Annotated in this window: 16 protein-coding genes and 1 pseudogene; 10 read left to right on the plus strand and 7 right to left on the minus strand. The window is 64.2% G+C overall.

Annotation, left to right across the window (positions count from 1 at the left end):
- Both H8A92_RS26440 and H8A92_RS26445 read left to right on the plus strand, forming a co-directional pair.
- Positions 1–220: pseudogene (locus H8A92_RS26440) on the plus strand (phosphonate metabolism protein/1,5-bisphosphokinase (PRPP-forming) PhnN); the annotation flags it as partial.
- A gap of 26 nt (positions 221–246) precedes the next feature.
- Positions 247–858, plus strand: coding sequence for a pyridoxamine 5'-phosphate oxidase family protein (locus H8A92_RS26445; protein WP_229198474.1), 612 nt, complete (start codon positions 247–249; stop codon positions 856–858).
- A 2-nt stretch (positions 859–860) separates the two neighbouring features.
- On the opposite strand, the gene H8A92_RS26450 is transcribed toward H8A92_RS26445, so the two are convergent.
- On the minus strand, positions 861–2585 hold the full coding sequence (locus H8A92_RS26450) for a SulP family inorganic anion transporter (protein ID WP_229198475.1): 1725 nt from the start codon (positions 2583–2585) through the stop codon (positions 861–863).
- A gap of 53 nt (positions 2586–2638) precedes the next feature.
- Positions 2639–3238 (minus strand): TetR/AcrR family transcriptional regulator, encoded by a 600-nt coding sequence (locus H8A92_RS26455; RefSeq protein ID WP_229198476.1) that lies wholly within the window; start codon positions 3236–3238, stop codon positions 2639–2641.
- 204 nt (positions 3239–3442) lie between these two features.
- On the opposite strand from H8A92_RS26455, the gene H8A92_RS26460 reads away from it, so the two are divergent.
- Positions 3443–4687 carry an efflux RND transporter periplasmic adaptor subunit gene (locus H8A92_RS26460; RefSeq protein ID WP_229198477.1) on the plus strand — a complete coding sequence of 415 codons (1245 nt, stop codon included), beginning with the start codon at positions 3443–3445 and terminating at the stop codon, positions 4685–4687.
- A 23-nt stretch (positions 4688–4710) separates the two neighbouring features.
- Entirely contained in the window at positions 4711–7893 is a 3183-nt protein-coding gene (locus H8A92_RS26465; protein ID WP_229198478.1) for an efflux RND transporter permease subunit, read from the plus strand.
- Positions 7894–8017: 124 nt separating this feature from the next.
- Here H8A92_RS26465 and H8A92_RS26470 read toward each other — a convergent pair whose 3' ends face one another.
- From H8A92_RS26470 to H8A92_RS26485, 4 genes are all read right to left on the minus strand, one after another.
- Positions 8018–8236 (minus strand): hypothetical protein, encoded by a 219-nt coding sequence (locus tag H8A92_RS26470; protein WP_028334528.1) that lies wholly within the window; start codon positions 8234–8236, stop codon positions 8018–8020.
- A gap of 260 nt (positions 8237–8496) precedes the next feature.
- Positions 8497–9297, minus strand: coding sequence for an SDR family NAD(P)-dependent oxidoreductase (locus H8A92_RS26475; protein ID WP_229198479.1), 801 nt, complete (start codon positions 9295–9297; stop codon positions 8497–8499).
- Between the two features lies 1 nt (position 9298).
- Positions 9299–9853 (minus strand): carboxymuconolactone decarboxylase family protein, encoded by a 555-nt coding sequence (locus tag H8A92_RS26480; protein ID WP_229198480.1) that lies wholly within the window; start codon positions 9851–9853, stop codon positions 9299–9301.
- Positions 9854–9898: 45 nt separating this feature from the next.
- Complete coding sequence (locus H8A92_RS26485; protein ID WP_229198481.1) at positions 9899–10849, minus strand: hotdog family protein; 951 nt, start codon at positions 10847–10849, stop codon at positions 9899–9901.
- A gap of 246 nt (positions 10850–11095) precedes the next feature.
- On the opposite strand from H8A92_RS26485, the gene H8A92_RS26490 reads away from it, so the two are divergent.
- From H8A92_RS26490 to H8A92_RS26505, 4 genes are all read left to right on the plus strand, one after another.
- A complete protein-coding gene (locus H8A92_RS26490; protein WP_229198482.1) occupies positions 11096–14569 on the plus strand; it encodes an indolepyruvate ferredoxin oxidoreductase family protein in 3474 nt (1157 codons plus the stop codon).
- Between the two features lie 237 nt (positions 14570–14806).
- Positions 14807–15193 carry a hypothetical protein gene (locus tag H8A92_RS26495; RefSeq protein ID WP_229198483.1) on the plus strand — a complete coding sequence of 129 codons (387 nt, stop codon included), beginning with the start codon at positions 14807–14809 and terminating at the stop codon, positions 15191–15193.
- A gap of 338 nt (positions 15194–15531) precedes the next feature.
- Positions 15532–17112, plus strand: a complete 1581-nt coding sequence (locus tag H8A92_RS26500) for an alkaline phosphatase D family protein (RefSeq protein WP_229198484.1) — start codon at positions 15532–15534, stop codon at positions 17110–17112.
- Positions 17113–17278: 166 nt separating this feature from the next.
- Positions 17279–18097, plus strand: coding sequence for an aldo/keto reductase (locus tag H8A92_RS26505; RefSeq protein WP_229198485.1), 819 nt, complete (start codon positions 17279–17281; stop codon positions 18095–18097).
- Positions 18098–18204: 107 nt separating this feature from the next.
- On the opposite strand, the gene H8A92_RS26510 is transcribed toward H8A92_RS26505, so the two are convergent.
- Positions 18205–18423 carry a hypothetical protein gene (locus tag H8A92_RS26510; RefSeq protein WP_163156639.1) on the minus strand — a complete coding sequence of 73 codons (219 nt, stop codon included), beginning with the start codon at positions 18421–18423 and terminating at the stop codon, positions 18205–18207.
- Positions 18424–18584: 161 nt separating this feature from the next.
- Between H8A92_RS26510 and H8A92_RS26515 the strand changes: the two genes are divergently transcribed.
- Entirely contained in the window at positions 18585–19865 is a 1281-nt protein-coding gene (locus H8A92_RS26515; protein WP_229198486.1) for an amidohydrolase family protein, read from the plus strand.
- A 27-nt stretch (positions 19866–19892) separates the two neighbouring features.
- Entirely contained in the window at positions 19893–20228 is a 336-nt protein-coding gene (locus H8A92_RS26520; RefSeq protein WP_229198487.1) for a helix-turn-helix domain-containing protein, read from the plus strand.
- Positions 20229–20247: the final 19 nt, after the last annotated feature.

The following is a 20247-nucleotide window of genomic DNA, read 5'->3' on the forward strand; positions in this document are numbered from 1 at the left end:
CAACGCGATCGTGGTGTCGGTCACGGCGCCGCCGGATGTGCTGGCGGCGCGGCTGGCCGCGCGGGCGCGCAGCAGCGACGGCCTGCTCGCGCAGCGACTGGCCCGCACCGTCGACGAGAGCACGTCCACGCCTGATTTCACCATCGTCAATTCCGGCACCGCCGAATATCACGCGCGACAGCTTGTCCGCATCATCAAGGGCGAACGTTGGGACGAGTAGCCACGCCACAAAGGAGAACAGCACGAATGTCGGTGATCTCTACGATCGAGCAGCTTGAGGCGATCTACGGCTTTCCGAATGATGCGTCGACCGTGAAGGTCGCCGATCACGTGACGCCGCTCTATCGTGTGCTCATCGAGAACTCGCCATTCGTGTCGCTTGCGACCTCGGGCCCGGAGGGGCTCGATTGCTCGCCGCGCGGCGACCTGCCGGGCTTCGTGCGTATCCATGATCCGAAGACGCTGATGATGCCGGATCGCCGCGGCAACAATCGTTGCGATTCGCTGCGCAACATCGTGCGTGATCCCCGCGTCGGGCTGCTGTTCCTGATTCCGGGCTCGGGCAGCACGCTCCGCGTCAACGGCCATGCCTATGTCACGGCCGAGCCGGAGCTGCTCGCCTCCTTCAAGATGGAAGGCAAGGCGCCGCGCACCGTCATCGTGATGAATGTCGACGAAATCTACTTCCAGTGCGCCCGCGCGATCGTGCGCTCCGACCTCTGGAATCCGGACAAGCGGGTTGATCCCAAGACCCTGCCGACGCCGGGTCAGATCCTCGCCGAGATGAGCGAGCACACGGTCGGCGGCGAGAAGTACGATCGCGAATGGCCGGAGCGCGCGCGACAGACGATGTGGTGAGATTAGGCTTCGGCCCGGTCTTCCCGGTCATCCCAGGTCACGTCACCGTTGATCTCGAGGTAGCGCGAAACGGCGCCGCCGATGGTCGGGAAGAAGTTGGTCTCGCCAAGCTGAGCTAACAGGCCGAATTTCCTCAGCTTGTCCTTGACGGGATCCTTGAGCTCGGCAAAGCACAGCTCGATTTTCTGTGCGTGCAGTACCTCGTCCAGTTCGGCGAGAATGTCGCCGGCGGTCACGTCCACGCTGGTAACCGGCTCGGCCGCAACCACCAGCCAGCGCACCGGCGTCGGCGATTTTGCCACGGCGTCGAGCGCGCGTTCCTTGAAGAACTCGGCATTGGCAAAGAACAGCGGCGCATCCCACCGGAACAACACCAGCCCGGGGACCTGACGCGCGTCCGGATATCGCGTGATGTCGTGATAACCTTTCACGCCGGAGGCGCGACCGAGCACGGCGGAATGCGGCCGCCAGCCATCCCACAGGAACTCGATGATGGCGAGCACGATGGCGAGGCCTATTCCCGGGATCACACCCAGTACGGCCACGCCGACGAAGCAGACCATCGATAGCCAGAACTCCCACTGCTGAATGCGGTAGATCCGCATGAGGTCGCTGATCTCGAACAGGCCGAGCGCCGCGGCGATGACGACGGCGGCCAACGCGGCGTTGGGCAGGTGCTGGAGCAGGTTCGGCGCCATCAGGAGCAGGAAGGCGATGGCAAGCGCGCCGATGACGCTGGTCAATTGGGTGCGCGCGCCGGCAGCTTCAGCGACGGGCGTGCGCGAGCTGCTGCTGCTGATCGGAAATCCCTGAAAAAATCCAGCCGCCAGATTGGCCGCGCCGAGCCCCACCATCTCCTGGTTAGGATCGACGCGATCGCCCAATCTTGCCGCGTAGGACCGCGAGAGCACGCTGGTGTCGGCGAACGACACCAGCGCGACGGCGCAACCGCCGATCAGCACCTGCACGATGTCGCCATAGCCGATCCAGGGAATGGCGAAACCCGGCAGGCCCTGGGGAAGCTGGCCCAGAATCTTCACGCCATAGTGCGCCCCGAGACCGAGCACACCGGTGACGACCGTCGCCGCAACAACGGCAATCAGAATGCTCGGCAACCGCTTGTTGCGGGCAAGCAGCAGGATCGCCGCCAACGTCGCAAGGCCGATCGCGAGCGTGACCCAATTTGTCTTTCCGTCAAGGATCGCGCCGACGATCGCCCAGAGGCTGCGCAGCGGTCCATCACCGTCGATGGAGAAGCCGAACAGTTTTGGCAGCTGGCTGATCAGAACGGTCAAGGCGATTCCATTCATGTAGCCGTAGCGGATCGGCTTGGAGAGAAGCTCGGTCAGGAATCCCAACCGCGCGATGCCGGCCACGATGCATATCGTTCCGGAGACGATCGCCATCATGGCGGCCAAGGTTACCGCGCGCATGGGATCGCCGCCCGACAGCGGAGCGACGACGCCAAGGATGACGGCTGCAAGCGCCGAGTCCGGTCCCAGGACGAGGATGCGGCTCGGCCCGAACAATGCGTAGGCGAGGAGCGGGAGGATCGTGGCGTAAAGTCCGTAGATGCCGGGCAGGCCCGACGCTTCCGCATAGGCGATGCCGACCGGCACCAGCATGGTCGCGAGCACAAGCCCGGCGAAAATGTCGTGTGGAAGCCAAGCCCCTTGATATCGACGGAGCGTGTTGAGACCTGGCAGCCAGCCGGTCCAATGATTCATCGCCGGTCACTCCCAACCCCGTTGGAGTTCGCATGCGCTTGACGTGAACCGCTTTATCCTTTCGCCTGCTCCTCGAACGCCTTCAGCGACACCGCCGCGATCTCACGTAGCGTCTCGCGGGTAGCACCTGAAGAGGCCATCACGCACATGCCTGACGTCACCGCGGAGAGATAGCGCGCAAGCGTGGTTGGATCGACGTTCTCGCCGAGGTCATGTTCGGCCTTGGCGCGGACAAAGCGTTCACGCAACTGGTCCTCGGTACGGGTGCGACGCGCCGCCAGTTCAAATGGAACGTTCTCCGAGCCGGTGCCGCAGGCGAGGCCACCCTGGACCAGTAGACAGCCGGGCGGGTTGGCGGGGTCGGTCTGGGCGTCCGCATGCTCCATCAGAAATCGTTCGGCCACCTCGTGTGCGGTGTGAGCATTGAGCACCTTGTCCATCCAAGCGTCGCGCTTTTCGGAGTAACGATCCAGCGCGGCCTTCAGCAGGCCTTCCTTGCTGCCAAAGGCAGCGTAGAGGCTGGGAGGATTGATGCTCATCGCCTCGGTGAGCTGGGCGATCGTCGTGCCCTCGTAACCGTGGCGCCAGAACACGTCCATGGCCCGGTCCAAAGCGGCGTCCGCGTCGAAGGCGCGGGGGCGTCCCATTCCCATTTTTCGTTGCTCCGTAAGCCGGGTGCCGTTTCTGTGACGGATTGTCCCTGACTTATCCTCTTGTTGCACGTAGTGTTTTTCCGCGTCTTCCCATTTCCCCACGAATGAGATAATAAATTCATAGTGCTCGATACATAAGTATCTTGCGGACCGGCGTCCAGCTCCACATCTGTAGCAAACACTACAGATATCTGGAGCGCGTGAATGCCCTCGTCAACCCAAAATCCCAGTACCGGCCGTTTCCGACGCGTCATCGGCGGTGTCGTGATCCTCGGCGCCCTTGCGGTGGCCGGTTCGATTGCGACCGGCCACTATTTCCATGCCGCACAGGCGACCGCCACTGCCGCCGCCCCGGAGCCGGCCGTGCCGGTGACCGTAGCGGTGATCCAACCGCGCCCAACCACCCTGTTCGACGACTTCTCGGGCCGGCTCGAGGCCGTCGACCGCGTCCAGCTGCGGCCGCGGGTGGCCGGCGCGATCCTTTCGACCAACTTCACCGAGGGTGCGCTGGTGAAGTCCGGCGATATCCTGTTCAAGATCGACCCCGCGCCCTATGCCGCGGAAGTCGACCGGGCCCAGGCCCAGCTCGAGGCCGCCAAGGCCCGCGTGGTGTTCACCACGAGCGAGGTCGAGCGCGGCGCGCAGCTGGTCGGCAACAACATCGTCACCAAGCGCGATTTCGACCAGCGTGACAACGCCAATCGCGAGGCGATCGCCAACGTCAAGGCCGCCGAAGCCGCGTTGCAAACCGCCAAGCTCAATCTCGACTACACCGAGGTCCGCGCGCCGGTCGATGGCCGGGTCGGCAGGATCGAGGTGACGGTCGGCAATCTCGTCGCAGCGGGCACGTCGTCGCCGGTGCTGACCTCGCTGGTGTCGGTCAATCCGATCTATGCGAGCTTCGATGCCGACGAGGAAGTGGTGCTGCGCGCGCTGAACTCGATCGCGGATGCGTCCGGAAAGCGCGGCAATCTCGACCAGATCCCGGTCGAGATGGTGACGTCGGGCGGCCTCAGCGCCAAGGGGCACATCCAGCTGATCGACAACCAGGTCAACGGGCAGAGCGGCACCATCCGCGTCCGCGCCGTGTTCGGGAACGATGACGGCCGGCTGATCCCCGGCCAGTTCGCCCGCGTGCGCATGGGCCAGCCCAAGCAGCAGACGATGGTGCTGATCGATGAGCGTGCCGTCGGCACCGACCAGGACAAGAAGTTCGTCATGCTGGTCGGCGACGACAGCCGCGCGGTCTATCGTTCGGTCACGCTTGGCGGCGCAGTCGATGGTCTGCGGATCGTCACCGCCGGCCTGAAATCCGGCGACCGCATCGTCGTCAACGGCCTGCAGCGCGTGCGCCCCGGCGCACTTCTGAAGATGGAAGTCGCCGAGATGGGCGCGCGGGGCATGCAGCAGGCATCCACTGAAACCAACCAGCACGTCGTGCAGCGCTAGGCGCTGCGCGCGGGGGCGGAGCCATGAATCTCTCAAAATTCTTCATCGACCGGCCAATCTTCGCCGGCGTGCTATCGATCTTGATCTTCCTGGCCGGCCTGATTTCGCTGCTGGCGATGCCGATCTCGGAATACCCCGATGTGGTGCCGCCGTCGGTCGTGGTGCGCGCCACCTATCCCGGCGCCAATCCGAAGGTGATCGCCGAGACGGTGGCAACGCCGATCGAGGAGCAGATCAACGGCGTTGAGGGCATGCTCTACATGTCGAGCCAGGCGACCACCGACGGCGCGATGACGCTGACAGTGACGTTCCGGCTCGGCACCGACCCCGACAAGGCGACCCAGCTGGTGCAGAACCGCGTGCAGCAGGCCGAGCCGCGCCTGCCGGCCGTGGTGCGTCAGCTCGGCATCATCACCAAGAAGAGCTCGCCAGACCTCACCATGGTCGTGCATCTGCTGTCGCCGAACAACCGCTACGACATGACGTATCTGCGCAACTATGCAGTGCTCAACGTCAAGGACCGGCTGGCGCGGATCGACGGCGTCGGCGACGTCCAGCTCTATGGCGCCGGCGATTATTCGATGCGGGTCTGGGTCGATCCGCAGAAGGCCGCCGAGCATGCGCTGACCGCGAGCGACGTAGTGCGCGCGATCCAGGCGCAGAACGTCGAGGCCGCCGCCGGCGTGGTCGGCTCCTCGCCCAGCGTCAAGGGTCTCGATCTCCAGCTCTCCGTCAACGCCGAGGGACGGCTGTCGACCGAGGAGCAATTCGGCGACATCGTGGTCAAGACCGGTGCGGCCGGCGAGGTGGTGCGGCTGCGTGACGTCGCCCGCATCGAGCTCGGCGCCTCCGAATACGGCCTGCGCTCGCTGCTCGACAACAAGCAGGCGGTCGCGATCCCGATCTTCCAGGCGCCGGGGTCGAACGCGCTGGAGATCTCCGATCATGTCCGCGCCACCATGGCCGAGATCAAGAAGAACATGCCGGAAGGCGTGTCCTACCAGATCGTCTACGATCCGACGCAGTTCGTGCGTTCCTCGATCGAGGCCGTGATCCACACCCTGCTCGAGGCGATCGCGCTCGTCGTGCTGGTGGTGATCCTGTTCCTGCAAACCTGGCGCGCCTCGATCATTCCGCTGATCGCGGTCCCGGTGTCGATCGTCGGCACCTTCGCGGTGATGCATGTGTTCGGCTTCTCGATCAACGCGCTCAGCCTGTTCGGCCTGGTGCTTGCGATCGGCATCGTGGTCGACGACGCCATCGTCGTGGTCGAGAACGTCGAGCGCAACATCGAATCCGGCCTGTCGCCGCGCGATGCCACCAACCAGGCGATGCGCGAAGTGTCCGGCCCGATCATCGCGATCGCGCTGGTCTTGATCGCGGTGTTCGTGCCGCTGGCCTTCATCTCCGGCCTGACTGGCCAATTCTACAAGCAGTTTGCGCTGACGATCGCGATCTCGACCGTGATCTCAGCGATCAACTCGCTGACGCTGTCGCCGGCACTGTCGGCGCTGCTCTTGAAGGGCCATCACGAGCCGAAGGACTGGCTGACCCGGATCATGGAGAGGTCGCTGGGCTGGTTCTTCCGCGGCTTCAACAAGGTCTTCACCAAGTCCTCGGAGAACTACGGCCGTACCGTCACCAAGGTGATCTATGGCAAGGCCGCGGTGATCGGCCTCTACGTGCTCTTGATCGGCGTGACCGGCGTGCTGTTCAAGCAGGTGCCGTCGGGCTTCGTACCGGGGCAGGACAAGCAGTATCTGGTCGGCTTTGCGCGGCTGCCCGACGGCGCGACGCTCGACCGCACCGAGGAAGTGATCCGGAAGATGAGTGACATCGCGCTGACCCAGCCGGGTGTCGAAAGCTCGGTGGCATTCCCCGGCCTGTCGATCTCCGGCTTCACGAACTCCTCCAACGCCGGCATCGTGTTCTCGACCCTGAAGCCGTTCGACGAGCGCAAGGATCCCTCGCTCTCGGGCCCCGCGATCGCGATGGCGCTGAACAAGAAATATGCCGGGATTCAGGACGCCTTCATCGCCATGTTCCCGCCGCCGCCGGTCAACGGCCTCGGCACCATCGGCGGCTTCAAGCTGCAGATCGAGGACCGTGCCGGTCTCGGCTATGAGGCGCTGAACGATGCCACCAAGGCGTTCATGGGTGCGATCCAGAAGGCGCCGGAGATCGCCGGCGCGTTCTCGAGCTTCCAGGTCAACGTGCCGCAGCTGTTCGCCGACATAGACCGCACCAAGGCATTGCAGCTCGGAGTGCCGGTGACGGAGGTGTTCAACACGCTGCAGATCTATCTCGGCTCCTACTACGTCAACGACTTCAACAAATTCGGCCGCACCTATTCGGTCTATGTGCAGGCGGATGCGCCGTTCCGCGCCCGTGCCGACGACATCAGGCAGCTGAAGGTGCGGTCGTCGTCCGGCGATATGGTGCCGTTGTCGGCCTTGCTGAAGGTCCGCCAGAGCGCCGGTCCGGAGCGTGCCATCCGCTACAACGGCTTCCTGTCGTCGGACATCAATGCCGCTGCGGCGCCGGGCTATTCGTCGGGTCAGGCGCAGGAGGCGGCAACGCGGATCGCCGCCGAAACGCTGCCGCCGGGCTTTGCCTTCGAATGGACCGACCTGACCTATCAGGAGTTCATCGCCGGCAACTCCGGGCTCTGGGTATTTCCGCTGGCGATCCTGCTGGTGTTCCTGGTGCTCGCCGCGCTCTATGAGAGCCTGGCGCTGCCGCTCTCGATCATCATGATCGTGCCGATGGGCCTGTTGGCAGCGATGTTCGGGGTCTGGCTCTCGAAGGGCGACAACAACGTCTTCACCCAGATCGGCCTGATCGTGCTGGTCGGATTGTCGGCCAAGAACGCCATCCTGATCGTCGAATTCGCGCGCGAGCTCGAATTTGCCGGGCGTTCACCGATCCGCGCCGCGATCGAGGCAAGCCGGCTGCGGCTGCGCCCGATCCTGATGACATCGATGGCGTTCATCATGGGTGTGCTGCCGCTGGTGCTCTCGACCGGTGCGGGCTCGGAGATGCGGCGCGCGATGGGCGTCGCGGTGTTCTCCGGCATGATCGGCGTCACGGTGTTCGGCCTGTTCCTAACGCCGGTGTTCTATGTGCTGCTGCGCAGCCTTACCGGTATGAAGCCGCTGACGCAGCACGGCGAGGCGACCATTCCGGGAAAAGCACACGCGGCATGATGCCGGGTGTGCAGAGCGTTTTCGAGCGAAGTGGATGCCGGTTCGCGTGAAGAAAACGCGTCAAAACAAGAAACGAGAGCTTCAGTTCGAGACTGAAGCTCTCGTTGATGTCTGCTTCGAAGGATCAGGCTGCGATATCGAGCAGCAGAAGTGACGAACCGCGGACCAGCACCTTGCGGCCCGCTGGCGTGAGTTCAAACGAATCGCCGCGCACGGCGACATAGCCGAGCGTGATCAGGCTTTCGACGGCGAACCGGTTCAGCCGTGACGGGTTTGCTGCGGGAGCCCGCAGCGCTTTCAGCGCATCCCACTGATCGGGTCTGAGTTCGAATTCTTCGCTCATCGTTCCAGGCACTCCAGAAGTTCTTGGCGTGCGAGATACAGAGCGCAGATGAATTTCGTGCGACCACAACGAGTCAGGATTTCGATTTATGTGGACACGCCGTCACATCGCCGTGTCATTGGAATACTTCAATTTTTTCGAATCATTGCGGTGCAATGACGCGTGATTGCGTCACAGAGATTAACCGCACATCGTCACATAGGTTAATCGAGACGATTAACCGGGTTAATCGTCGGGATTAACCGGGCTAGAGCGGCTGGTTAACCGCGCCGTACGCTTGCACCGCCGTCGACCGGCAACGTGACACCGGTCACGAAATTCGCTTCATCGGATGCGAGAAACAGCGCGGCATTGGCGACATCCCAGCCGGTGCCCATCTTGTGACGCAGCGGCACCTTGCTGTCGCGCTCGGCCTCGACCTCGGCGCGGCTCTTCTTGAATTCGCGAGCGCGCGTGTCCACCGCCATCGGCGTGTTCATCAACCCCGGCAGGATCACGTTTGCGCGAATGCCGTATTGCGCATTCTGGTAGGCCAGCTGTTCGGTGAAGGCGATCATCGCCGACTTGGTCGCCTTGTAGGCGACGTAGGGATAGGTCGTGATCGCGGCCATCGACGAGATGTTGATGATCGAGCCGCGCTGCTGCCGGCGCATGATCGGGATCACATGCTTGGCGGCGAGAATGCAGCTCTTCAGGTTGATCGCCACGCAGCGGTCGAACGCCTCCTCGGTGATATCGAGCAGCTCGGCATCGCCGCCGGAGAGGCTGACGCCGACATTGTTGTGCAGGATATCGACGCTGCCCCAGCGGTCATGCGCGTCCGCTACCATCGCCTTGATGTCGGCGTTTTTGGTGACGTCGGCCTTGAAGGCGACGGAAGTGCCGCCCTTGGCCGCGATCAGGTCGACGGTTTCCTGCGCCGACGCCAGATTATGATCGACGCACAAAACCTTGGCGCCTTCGCGGGCGAAGGTCAGCGCGGTGGCGCGGCCGTTGCCGATGCCCTCGCCGGGGCTCTGGCCGGCGCCGACGACGATGGCGACACGATCCTTAAGGCGCATCTCACTTCACTCCCCGGATCGGGTACTGTTGCAGTACCTCTTTGTAGGTTGGCTCGTTGTCGATCTGCATGGTGGCGAGCACCCGCACCACGGCGCAGTAGAATGCGATCGTCAGCACGAGGTCAGTCATGTGCTCGTCGGACAGCTCTCGCTTGATCTCGGCGAAGGTTGCCTCCGACATCGCCAGCTCGCGCACCATCTCGCGGGCGCCCCTCAGGATCGCCTTCGCCAGCGGCTCGAGCTGTGACGGGTTGCCGTCGGTCTCGGCGATCAGGCCCTTGATGTCCTCGTCGGTGACGCCGAACTCCTTGCCGATCTTCACGTGATGGGTGAACTCGTATTCCGACTTCTCGAGCCAGCCGACCTGCAGGATGGCTAGCTCGCGTAGGCGCGGATCGAGCTTGCTCTTGAAGCGGATGTAGCCGCCGATTCCGTTGAAGGCGCGGGCCATGTCCGGCGAGTTGACCAGGAGCTTGTGCAGATTGGTGTTGCGCTTGAGCATGTCGCGATATTCAGGGGCGACCTGATCGGCTTCGAGATAGGGCAGGCGGGCCATTGTTGTTGTCCTTGGTTCGGCGGCTTGCTTGAGGCTTCTAGCGCATCAGCCGTAAAGTGCTTTGTGCTCGCGCTCGTAATTGGCGTAGGAGTCCTTCATGCTGGCGCCGTTCAGCAGCATGGTCGCAACCTCTGCGTTGTCGGCATCGAACACGGTCGAGCGCACCCACATGCTCTCGGTGCGTTTGCTGCCCGAAAGCGCGACGACCTCCCGCTCGACCCAATAGGTCTCACCTGGGAAGAGGGGCCCGCGCAGCAGGCGGATCTCCTGGTCGGCGAACAGCCCGACGGCAGGGCCGCGGACCGGCAGCCGGTCCTCGCGGGCGCGGTACTGGAACAGCACGCTCAGCATCTCCATCGGGATGACGGCGCGGCCCCAGGGATTGTATTCCAGCGAATAATAGTCGGACGGCTCGGTGATCACCTTGAGCTTGTCGGCCAGCGAAAACGGATAGAGGTCGCCCATGTTCTGGTCGAAATCCATCTTGATCGCCTGCCGCGGCGTCTTCATGCCGACCTTGATGTCGGCGAGGATCACGGGATCGGCCAGCGGCTTCAGTTCGCCGAGCCGGCGGGCGAGCGCCGTCTCGCTGCCGTCTCCGTCGATCGAGGCGGTGCCGCGCAGGATCTCGGTGCCGTCGCGCTTGATCATCCCGATCGTGCAAACGGTCTGGCCCGGCTTCGGTTTCTCGATCTGGGCCTGCACCTCTTCGCCTTCGAACACCGGATTGCGGTAATGCGCGGACAGACACCCGGTCATGAACCAGGCCCGGCCCCAGATCCGCTCGCACAGCGGTGCGAACTGGCTGAAATGGGTCGGTCCCTCGATCGTGCCGCCGCGGAAGCCGAGCTTCTGCGCGGTTGCGTCGTCGTGGATCGAAGCGTGGGAGTCGTAGGTCTGGGCCTGCAGCATCTGCTTCGGGCTGCGCCAGGGCCCAACCAGCAGGTCGCCATTCTCCACGATTTCCGTCGTGAACGCGGATTCGACTTTAATCATCCTTGGTCTCCCTTTGCGCGCCACCGTTTCAAAGATGCCGGGGTTCGGCAAGGCCTCGCAGAGCAACAAGGCCTCGCAACAAAGCCTCGCAGAGCTACAAGGCCTCGCATGCGCAGCACGAGATATGTGCTGCAGCCATGGAACGGGGCTGTTCATGCATAACAAAATCAGTGCATGCTGATGCATGATCATCGGGAAGATAACGAGACCGGTCCGGGCCGGCGTGACTGATTGACGGGGAAACTGATGGCGTTGATGGAAGTTGGACTGGACGACAAGTACCGGTTGGATACGAAACGAATCTTCCTCTCCGGTACCCAGGCTCTGGTCCGATTGCCCATGTTGCAGCGCGAACGCGACCGCGCGCACGGGCTGAACACCGCCGGTTTCATCTCCGGTTACCGTGGTTCGCCGCTCGGCATGTACGACCACGCGCTGTGGCGGGCGAAATCGTTCCTCAAAGAGCACGACATCGCCTTCGTTCCCGGCCTCAATGAGGATCTGGCGGCGACCGCGGTCTGGGGCAGCCAGCAGGTCGGCATGTTCCCCGGCGCCAAGGTCGATGGCGTATTCGGCATCTGGTACGGCAAGGGCCCCGGCGTCGACCGTTCGCTCGATGCGCTCAAGCACGCCAATTCGGCCGGCACCTCGCCGAACGGCGGCGTGATTGCGCTCGCCGGCGACGACCATGGCTGCCAGTCCTCCACGCTCGCACATCAGAGCGAGCAGGTGTTCGCCTCGGCGCTGATGCCGGTGGTCAATCCGGCGACGCTGCAGGACTATCTCGATCTCGGCATTCTCGGTTTTGCACTGTCGCGCTATTCCGGCTGCTGGGTTGGCTTCAAGGCGATCTCCGAGACGGTGGAAAGTTCGGCCTCGATCGTCAGCGATCCCGATCGCATCAAGATCATCATGCCCGACGATTTCGAGATGCCGCCGGGCGGGCTTTCGATCCGCTGGCCGGATCCGCCGCTGGAGGCGGAGCGGCGGCTGCATGGTCCGAAGATGGACGCGGTCGCGGCGTTCGCGCGCGTCAACCGGTTCGACCGCATCGTGCTGGATTCGAAGCCGGCACGGCTCGGCATCATGGCGACCGGCAAGGCTTATCTCGATCTGCGCCAGGCGCTCGCCGATCTCGGCATCACCGATGCCGATGCGCAAGAGCTGGGCCTGCGCATCTACAAGGTGGCGCTGACCTGGCCGCTCGAAGCGCGCGGCGCGCGCGCCTTCGCCGAGGGCTTGCAGGACGTGCTGGTCGTCGAAGAGAAGCGCGGCTTCATCGAGGATCAGCTGGTCCGCATCCTCTACAACATGGACGCGTCGAAGCGGCCTTCGGTGGTCGGCAAGCGCGACGAGACCGGCGCGCCCCTGCTGCCGAGTGAGGGCGAGCTGACGCCGACCATGGTCGCCGCTGCCGTGGTGGCGCGGCTGCGCAAGCTTGGTCACCGCAGCCCGCTGCTGGAGCAGCGTTTGGCCAAGCTCGAGGCGTTCGATCGTCCGGCCGAGGGTACGGGTACCGCGAAGCTGCAGCGCACGCCGTATTTCTGCTCGGGCTGCCCGCACAATTCCTCGACCAAGATCCCCGAGGGCAGCCGCGCCATGGCCGGCATCGGCTGCCACGGCATGGCGCTGTCGGTGCCGAACCGCAACACCCAGACCATCTCGCATATGGGCGCGGAGGGTGTGAGCTGGATCGGGCAGGCGCCGTTCACCAGCGAACAGCACGTGTTCCAGAACCTCGGCGACGGCACCTACACGCATTCCGGTCTTTTGGCTCTACGGGCCGCAGCTGCGGCCGGCGTCAACATCACCTACAAGATCCTCTACAACGACGCGGTGGCGATGACCGGCGGCCAGCCCGCTGAGGGCGGCTTCACGGTGTCGCAGATCGCGCACCAGGTCTGGGCGGAGGGCACCAAGAAGCTTGCGATCGTCTCCGACGATCCGGACAAGTATCCCGCCAATTATTTCCCGTCCGGCGCCACCATCCACCATCGCCGCGAGCTCGACGCCGTGCAGCGCACCTTGCGCGAGATCGAGGGCCTCACCGTCCTGATCTATGACCAGACCTGCGCCGCCGAGAAGCGTCGCCGCCGCAAGCGCGGGCTGTTTCCCGATCCGGCCAAGCGCGTCTTCATCAACGAGCGCGTCTGTGAAGGCTGCGGCGACTGCTCGGTGGCGTCGAACTGCGTCTCGGTGCAGCCGCTGGAGACCGAACTCGGCCGCAAGCGCCGCATCGACCAGTCGAACTGCAACAAGGATTTCTCCTGCATCGAGGGCTTCTGCCCGAGCTTCGTGATGGTGCAGGATCCCAAGCTGCGCAAGGCCGACCGCACTGCCGCCGATCCCAAGGCGTTGTTCGCGGACCTGCCGACGCCGCCAGCGGCCGCATTGAGCAGCCCCTACAACATCCTGATCACCGGCATCGGCGGCACCGGCGTCATCACCATCGGCGCCCTGCTCGGCATGGCCGCGCATGTCGAGGGGATCGCCTGCTCGACGCTCGACTTTACCGGCCTGTCGCAGAAGAACGGCGCGGTCATGAGCCATGTCCGCCTCGCGCCGACGTCGGACATGCTGACCACGGTCCGCATCGCGCCCGGCAATGCCAACCTGATTCTCGGCTGCGACCTCGTCGTCGCCACCAGCGTGCCGGCGCTGAGCCGCGCCGAGCGTGGCGTCACCCGCGCCGTCGTTAACGCCGATCTGCTGCCGACCGCGAGCTTCGTGATCGATCCCGATATCGATTTTGAAGCCAGCTCGATGCGCGATGCGCTGAACGGCGCGGTGAGACCTGATGATCTCGACATCCTCGACGCCACCGGCCTTGCCACCGCGCTGATGGGCGACAGCATCGCCACCAACGCCTTCATGCTTGGTTTCGCATTCCAGCGCGGTGCAATCCCGCTGTCGCTCGAGGCGATCCTGAAGGCGATCGAGCTCAACGGCGCCGCGATCGAGATGAACAAGACCGCGTTCTCGTGGGGCCGGCTTGCCGCGCACGATCTGCAGCGCGTGGTCAGCGCCGCGCGTTTCAAGAGCGCGGCTGCCGCACCGGCCAAGAAGACGCTCGACGAGGCGATTGCGTTCCGCGCCAAATTCCTCACCGACTATCAGGATGCGGCTTACGCCAAGCGCTATCTCGACGACGTTGCGCGCGTTCGTTCAGCCGAAGCCGCGGCGGCTCCGGGCTCGCAAGACCTGACCGAGGCCTTTGCCAAGGGCCTGTTCAAGCTGATGGCCTACAAGGACGAATACGAGGTCGCGCGGCTCTATTCCGATGGCGAGTTTGCGAGGGCCTTGCGGGAGCAGTTCGAGGGCAATTCCGGTTTGAAGGTCCTGCTGGCGCCGCCGTTGCTGGCGCAGCGCGATCCCGTCACCGGGCGTTTGCAGAAGCGCGAATTTGGTCCATGGATATTCAAGGCGTTCGGCATGCTGGCGGGGCTGAAGGGCCTGCGCGGCACCGCGTTCGACATTTTCGGCTACACCGCGGAACGTAAAATGGAGCGTGCGCTGCCGGTGGATTATTCGGCGATGATCCTGCGTCATCTCGACGGCAAGAAGCCGGTCGATCTGCCGCGCCTCGTGGCGCTGGCGAAGGCTGCCGACCTCGTGCGCGGCTATGGCCACATCAAGGAAGGCAACGTCGCCCGCTACCGCACCGAATGTGCGCGGCTGGAGCGCGCGATCGGCCAGCCGCTGGCACAGGCGGCGGAGTAGGGCAGAGCGTTTTCAAGCGGAGGGGGGCGGTTCCGACTCCATCGGAACGTGCTCTGGGAACTTTCCACGGCCGCCTTGGTTGACCGGTAACCCTGCCCGCAACCAGCGGCTGGATTCGCGCGGCCGGGTCCCTACATGATGGCTGTTCCGTTCGAGTGATTTCAGGAGGCCCTTTTGACGGTCCTGAAAAGTGTTTTGGTTGCAACTGTTTGCAGCGCGTGCCTGGCTTTGGGTGGCGTGGCGTTTTCCGACGACTATCGCCCGAGCGAGTTCTTCAGTCTCGATCTCTCCCGGGCCGTGCTGTCGCCGAAGCCGCTCGGCCCGCCGGCGCAGTTCGAGCCGGTTCCGGTCGAGGCGAAGGCCGACCATGGTCCAGATCAGCATGCGAGCACCGAGCCGCAGGTCGAAGAGCCGAAGGTCGTGCCGAAGAAAGCCGTGCGCACGACCAGGGTGACTGAGCCGCGTGAGACGGCGGCGCATGAGCGCAAGCGCGCGGCCGCCCACGTTCCCGCCCGAGCCAAGCTCGCACGGCGGCACTCGAATCCGCTCGATGCGGAAGCCCGCGACACCAGGATCCAGACCTGGCCGTGCCGCACCGGCGGCATTTGCAACTGGCAGCGGTGAGGCGCGGCGCCGCTACTTGCTCCCTCATTCGCGTGGGCAGCTAACCCGTCATCCCCGCGCAAAGGCTTCGCCTTTGTCGCTGGAGGTGCGAGCGGAGCGAGCCTCGAAGGATGCACGGCCCTGATCTAGCAGCCGGGCCGTCGATCCTTCGAGACGGCGCTACGCGCCTCCTCAGGAGGACGGGTTTGCGCTTGAGGGCTCGATGCCCGATGCCGTTCCCGGAATCCCACCGAGTCATCCCGCCGTCGCAAAACCGTCGGCGGAGAGTCAAGAAACCGTAAGGGCGGAGTCAAACAGCGCAGGCAAAACCTTCGTTACGATTCGACGAAGGTTATTCGATGCCGACAGCGATCTCCGCGAGGCGGCGAGGCCTTACCCGGCGTCAACTTCTGGTGCGCTCGGCGTCGACGGCCGCGCTGACGGGATTGGGCGCGCTGGCAGGACCTTATCTGAGCCGCGCCGCGGATCGGCCCGCGATCGCGGGCATCCAGTCCGGCGACGTCGCCAGCGATTCCGCCGTGATCTGGGCCCGTGCCGATCGCGCTGCGCGCATGCGCATCGAATGTGCCGCGGTCGAAAGCTTTGCCACTATCCTGCGCAGCGCGACCGCCGATGCGCTGCCCGAGCGCGACTTCACCGCAAAGCTGCTGCTCGACGGCCTGCCGCCGGGCCAGGACCTGTTCTATCGCGTGCGCTTCGAGGATAACGACGGCATATCAGGCGAAAGCCGCGTCGGACATTTCCGCACCGCGCCGGCCGACCGCCGCTCGGTCTCGTTCGTCTGGTCCGGTGACGTGGTGGGGCAGGGCTGGGGCATCGACCCCGCGCGCGGCGGCCTGCGCAGCTACCGCACCATGCTGAACGAGCGCCCGGATTTCTTCATCCATTCCGGCGATCACATCTATGCGGATTGCACGGTGCCGGCGGAGCAGGCGCTGCCGAACGGCGAGATCTGGCGCAACATCGTCACCGAGGAGAAATCCGTCGTCGCGCGCAGCCTCGACGAGTTTCGCGGCAACTACAAATACAACTGGCTCGACGAGAACTTTCGCGCCTTCCATGCCGAGGTGCCGATGTTTGCGCAGTGGGACGACCATGAGGTGGCCGACGACTGGTCGCCGATCGGCACCGCTGATGCGACCGGCTACGATGCGGACGGCAGCTCGCGCCTGGTGGCGCGGGCGCGCCGTGCCTTCCACGAGTTCATGCCGATGCGGCTGACGCCGGAGCGCGACGGCCGGGTCTATCGCAAGATCGCCTACGGGCCCCTGCTCGACGTCTTCATCATCGACATGCGCTCCTATCGCGACTCCAGCTGGAACAAGCAGGGCGATCCCGATCAGGCGTTCATCCTCGGCGACAGCCAGCTCGCCTGGTTGAAGCGCGAGCTCGTGGTGTCCGATGCGACCTGGAAGGTGATCGCAGCGGATCTGCCGATCGGCCTCATCAGCCTCGATGCGGTCGCGCTCGGCGACGGCCCGCCCGAGCGGCGCGAGCACGAGATCGCCGATCTGCTGTCCTTCATGAAGCGCGCGGGCGTCCGCAACACGGTGTGGCTCACCGCCGACATGCACTACACCGCCGCGCATCACTATGATCCGAACCGCGCGGTGTTCCAGGAATTCGAGCCGTTCTGGGAGTTCGTCTCGGGTCCGCTGCATGCCGGCACCTGGTCGCCGGGCGAGCTCGACAACACCTTTGGCCCGAAGGCGATGTACCGGAAGGGCTGCTCCGCCGAGCAGGGCGACAATCTCGCGCCCTGCTTCGGGCTGCAATTCTTTGGCCGCGTCGATATCGACGGCAAGACCGGCGTGATGACGGTGACCCTGAAGGACGTCGATAACCACGACCTCTGGTCGGTCGACATCGAGCCGCGGCCGGACGCGCGGCCCGGCCAGATCATGGCGCAGCACATATAGGCCGGCGCCAACCCCGTCGCGACATCTTGATCGCCGCTGCCTTGCCCGAAGGCCCGGTTTGCGGGCAGACTGTACGCTGGCAGTCCTGCCAATTTCATTCCCACGAAACGATTTGCTGGCGTGACGTCGTCGATTTCATCGGCGTCCCACGCGTCAGGAGCTATCCATGGAAAATCTGCAGATACAGGGCATCAGCTTGCCGCAGCTCGGGCTCGGCACTTTCCGCATGCAGGGCGATGCCTGCCGCGGGGCAGTCGAGAGCGCGCTCGGGCTTGGTTACCGGCACATCGACACCGCCGAGATGTACGCCAACGAGGAGGCGATCGGGGCTGCGATTGCGGACTCGAAGGTCGCGCGCAAGGACCTGCATGTCACCACCAAGGTCTGGCACGAGAATTTGGCGCCGGATGCGATCCGCAAGGCGCTCGACGCGAGCCTCAAGAAGCTGCGGCTCGATCATGTCGATCTCTATCTGGTGCATTGGCCGTCGAAGAGCATGAAGCTGCCGGCCGTGTTCGAGACGCTGATGCAGCTGAAGGAGGAGGGCCGCCTCCGCGCGATCGGCGTCGCCAATTTCACCACCGCGCTGCTCAAGACCGTGGTCGAGGACATCAAGGCGCCGATCGCCTGCAACCAGGTCGAATATCACGCGATGCTCGACCAGACGCCGGTACGGAAATATCTCGCCGCGAAATCGATCCCGCTGGTCGCCTATTGTCCGCTGGCGCAGGGCCGCTTCGCGACCGATGAAACGCTGGCGAAGATCGGCCGCAAGCATGATGCGACCGCAGCGCAGGTGGCGCTGAAATGGCTGCTCGATCAGGACGGCGTTGCGGCGATCCCGAAAGCCTCGCGCGCCGAAAGCCAAAAGGCCAATCTCGACGCGCTGAAGGTGACGCTCGACGACGACGACCGCAAAGCGATCGCCGCGTTGCGCAAGGACATGCGCTGCGTCAATCCGGGCTTTGCCCCGGCGTGGGACTGAGCTCCTTGAACACGTGATCAAGACGTAGAACAAGAAAATGGCTCCGCGAGGAGCCATTTTCCGTTGTGTCGGTCTCTTGGCTGTGTCGGCGTTTTGGAAGCGACGCTTTAGTAGCGATCCCGCCTGATCACGACCGCTCGGTCATGGTCGTGATGCCAGCCGCGATGCCAGCCACGGTCATGGCGCATCTCGGCGCGCGCGCCCCAGCCACGATCCCAGTGATGATGATGGCCGCGCTTGATCACGACGGTCTCGGCGCTCGCGATCGACGGAACGGCCACTGCAAGCGTACCAATCGCCGCAAGAACAAAACCAATCTTTTTCATTTCATCCTCCTCAAATGATGCGGGGAGGAAACCGTGCAGGCATCGAAACGTTCCTTGGGAACCGGCCGAGTTTTCTGAACGGCTGTTCAGGTGGCCTTGCCTAACCACTGCGTCCGACGCATCATCGCGCCATAAAAATCAACGCTCGGGGGGACGTTGCCATGAGTGGATTTTCGCGCCGGGATTTTTTGAAAGTGACGGGATCGACCGCTGCTGCCGCCATTGCGGGGCCGGCCGCAGCCGCAATGGGGCCGGACGACAAGTTCGACCTCGTGATCAAGAGTGGCGACGTGATCGACCCCAGCCAGTCGCTGCGCGGCAAGCGCGACATCGGCATCCGCTGGGGACTGATCGAGGCGATCGAGGACGAGATCCCGGCCGCGCGCGCCGTCAAGACCATCGATGCTTCCGGCAAGCTCGTGATGCCGGGACTCGTCGATCTGCACTGCCACGTCTACCCCTATGGCTCGGCGATCGGCATTCCTGCCGACGAGCTGGTGCAATTCCAGGGCACCACGACCGTGGTCTCCGCGGGTGATGCCGGCGTCAACAATCTCGCGGCGCTGCGGCGCTTCATCGTGGCGCAGTCGCGGGCGCGGATCTACGCCTTCGTCCATATCGCCAATAACGGCCTGTCGGCCTTCCCGGTGGCCGAGCTTTACAACATCGACAACGCCCAGGTCGAAGCCTGCGCCATGGCGCTCGCCGAGAACCCCGATTTCCTGATCGGGGTCAAGGTGCGGATGTCGGAGAACGTGATCTTCAAGCACGGCGTCGAGCCGCTGAAGCGCGGCATCCAGGCCTGCGAGATGTGCGGCTGGCCGGCGCGGATGATGGTGCATATCGGCGGCGTCGAAACCAAGGAGCTGATGTCCGACATCCTCGATCTGCTGCGGCCGGGTGATATCCTCACCCACGCCTATTCGGGCGCGCCGAACATGTCCGGCGCTTTCACCAACATCGTGCAGGACGGCAAGCTGTTGCCGGCGGCGCTCGCGGCCAAGCAGCGCGGCGTGCTGTTCGACGTCGGCCATGGCGGCGGCAGTTTTGACTTTACGGTGGCGGAGATCGCAATTCCGGCAGGTTGCACACCGGATACGATCTCTTCCGACATCCACGTCTTCTCCGGCAATTCGCCCGGCATCCCGTTCCTGCCGAACGTGATGAGCAAATTCCTGGCGATGGGCTCCTCGCTGGATCAGGTCGTGGCGATGGCGACCTGGGTGCCGGCGCGGATCATCAACCGGACGCCCAAGATCGGCACGTTGCAGCGCGGCGCGCCAGGCGACGTCGCGATCATGGACCTTGTCGAAGGTCCGGTCACCTTCGTCGACACCCGCAACAACAAGCGCGACGGCAATCAGCAGCTGAAGCCGGTGCAGACGTTAATCAACGGCGTGCCGTTCGGCCGGCCCTATCAGGCGCCGTTCTCGGTGCGATGAGCGATTGAGCTCCGCGCTCTCCTGTCATTGATCCGCATCAAGGACAGATGGCGTCGTTCGTCGATGATGAGCCTCTACAAGGGGTTTGTCGTGACCGGGAATCGTTCCGCCATCGACCAATCGGTACGTTCCTCCGCACCTGGCGGCGCGGCGTTTTCCGAGAGCGATTTCCTGCTGCAACTCGGCGCGGCGGTGCGCGGTGCGCGGGCGAACATCGGCATGACACGACGTGAACTGGCCCGCCGATCTGGCGTATCGCAGCGCTACATCGCCCTCATCGAGGCGGGGAAGGGCAATGTTTCGATCGTGCTGCTGCTGCGCATCTTGAATGCATTCCGCAGCGATGCCACCAAGCCTGCCTGACCGGAAAGGGGATATTGTT

The sequence above is a fragment of the Bradyrhizobium acaciae genome, from assembly GCF_020889785.1.
GTDB classification, from domain to species: Bacteria; Pseudomonadota; Alphaproteobacteria; order Rhizobiales; family Xanthobacteraceae; genus Bradyrhizobium; species Bradyrhizobium acaciae.

Coding starts and splice junctions, on each gene's coding strand:
- H8A92_RS26480 (WP_229198480.1), bottom strand. CDS start 9,853: ATGGCCCGCCTGCCCTATCTCGAAGCCGATCAGGTCGCCCCTGAATAT.
- H8A92_RS26510 (WP_163156639.1), bottom strand. CDS start 18,423: ATGAAAAAGATTGGTTTTGTTCTTGCGGCGATTGGTACGCTTGCAGTG.
- H8A92_RS26455 (WP_229198476.1), bottom strand. CDS start 3,238: ATGGGAATGGGACGCCCCCGCGCCTTCGACGCGGACGCCGCTTTGGAC.
- H8A92_RS26475 (WP_229198479.1), bottom strand. CDS start 9,297: ATGCGCCTTAAGGATCGTGTCGCCATCGTCGTCGGCGCCGGCCAGAGC.
- H8A92_RS26485 (WP_229198481.1), bottom strand. CDS start 10,849: ATGATTAAAGTCGAATCCGCGTTCACGACGGAAATCGTGGAGAATGGC.
- H8A92_RS26445 (WP_229198474.1), top strand. CDS start 247: ATGTCGGTGATCTCTACGATCGAGCAGCTTGAGGCGATCTACGGCTTT.
- H8A92_RS26505 (WP_229198485.1), top strand. CDS start 17,279: ATGGAAAATCTGCAGATACAGGGCATCAGCTTGCCGCAGCTCGGGCTC.
- H8A92_RS26490 (WP_229198482.1), top strand. CDS start 11,096: ATGGCGTTGATGGAAGTTGGACTGGACGACAAGTACCGGTTGGATACG.
- H8A92_RS26515 (WP_229198486.1), top strand. CDS start 18,585: ATGAGTGGATTTTCGCGCCGGGATTTTTTGAAAGTGACGGGATCGACC.
- H8A92_RS26460 (WP_229198477.1), top strand. CDS start 3,443: ATGCCCTCGTCAACCCAAAATCCCAGTACCGGCCGTTTCCGACGCGTC.
- H8A92_RS26465 (WP_229198478.1), top strand. CDS start 4,711: ATGAATCTCTCAAAATTCTTCATCGACCGGCCAATCTTCGCCGGCGTG.
- H8A92_RS26470 (WP_028334528.1), bottom strand. CDS start 8,236: ATGAGCGAAGAATTCGAACTCAGACCCGATCAGTGGGATGCGCTGAAA.
- H8A92_RS26500 (WP_229198484.1), top strand. CDS start 15,532: ATGCCGACAGCGATCTCCGCGAGGCGGCGAGGCCTTACCCGGCGTCAA.
- H8A92_RS26450 (WP_229198475.1), bottom strand. CDS start 2,585: ATGAATCATTGGACCGGCTGGCTGCCAGGTCTCAACACGCTCCGTCGA.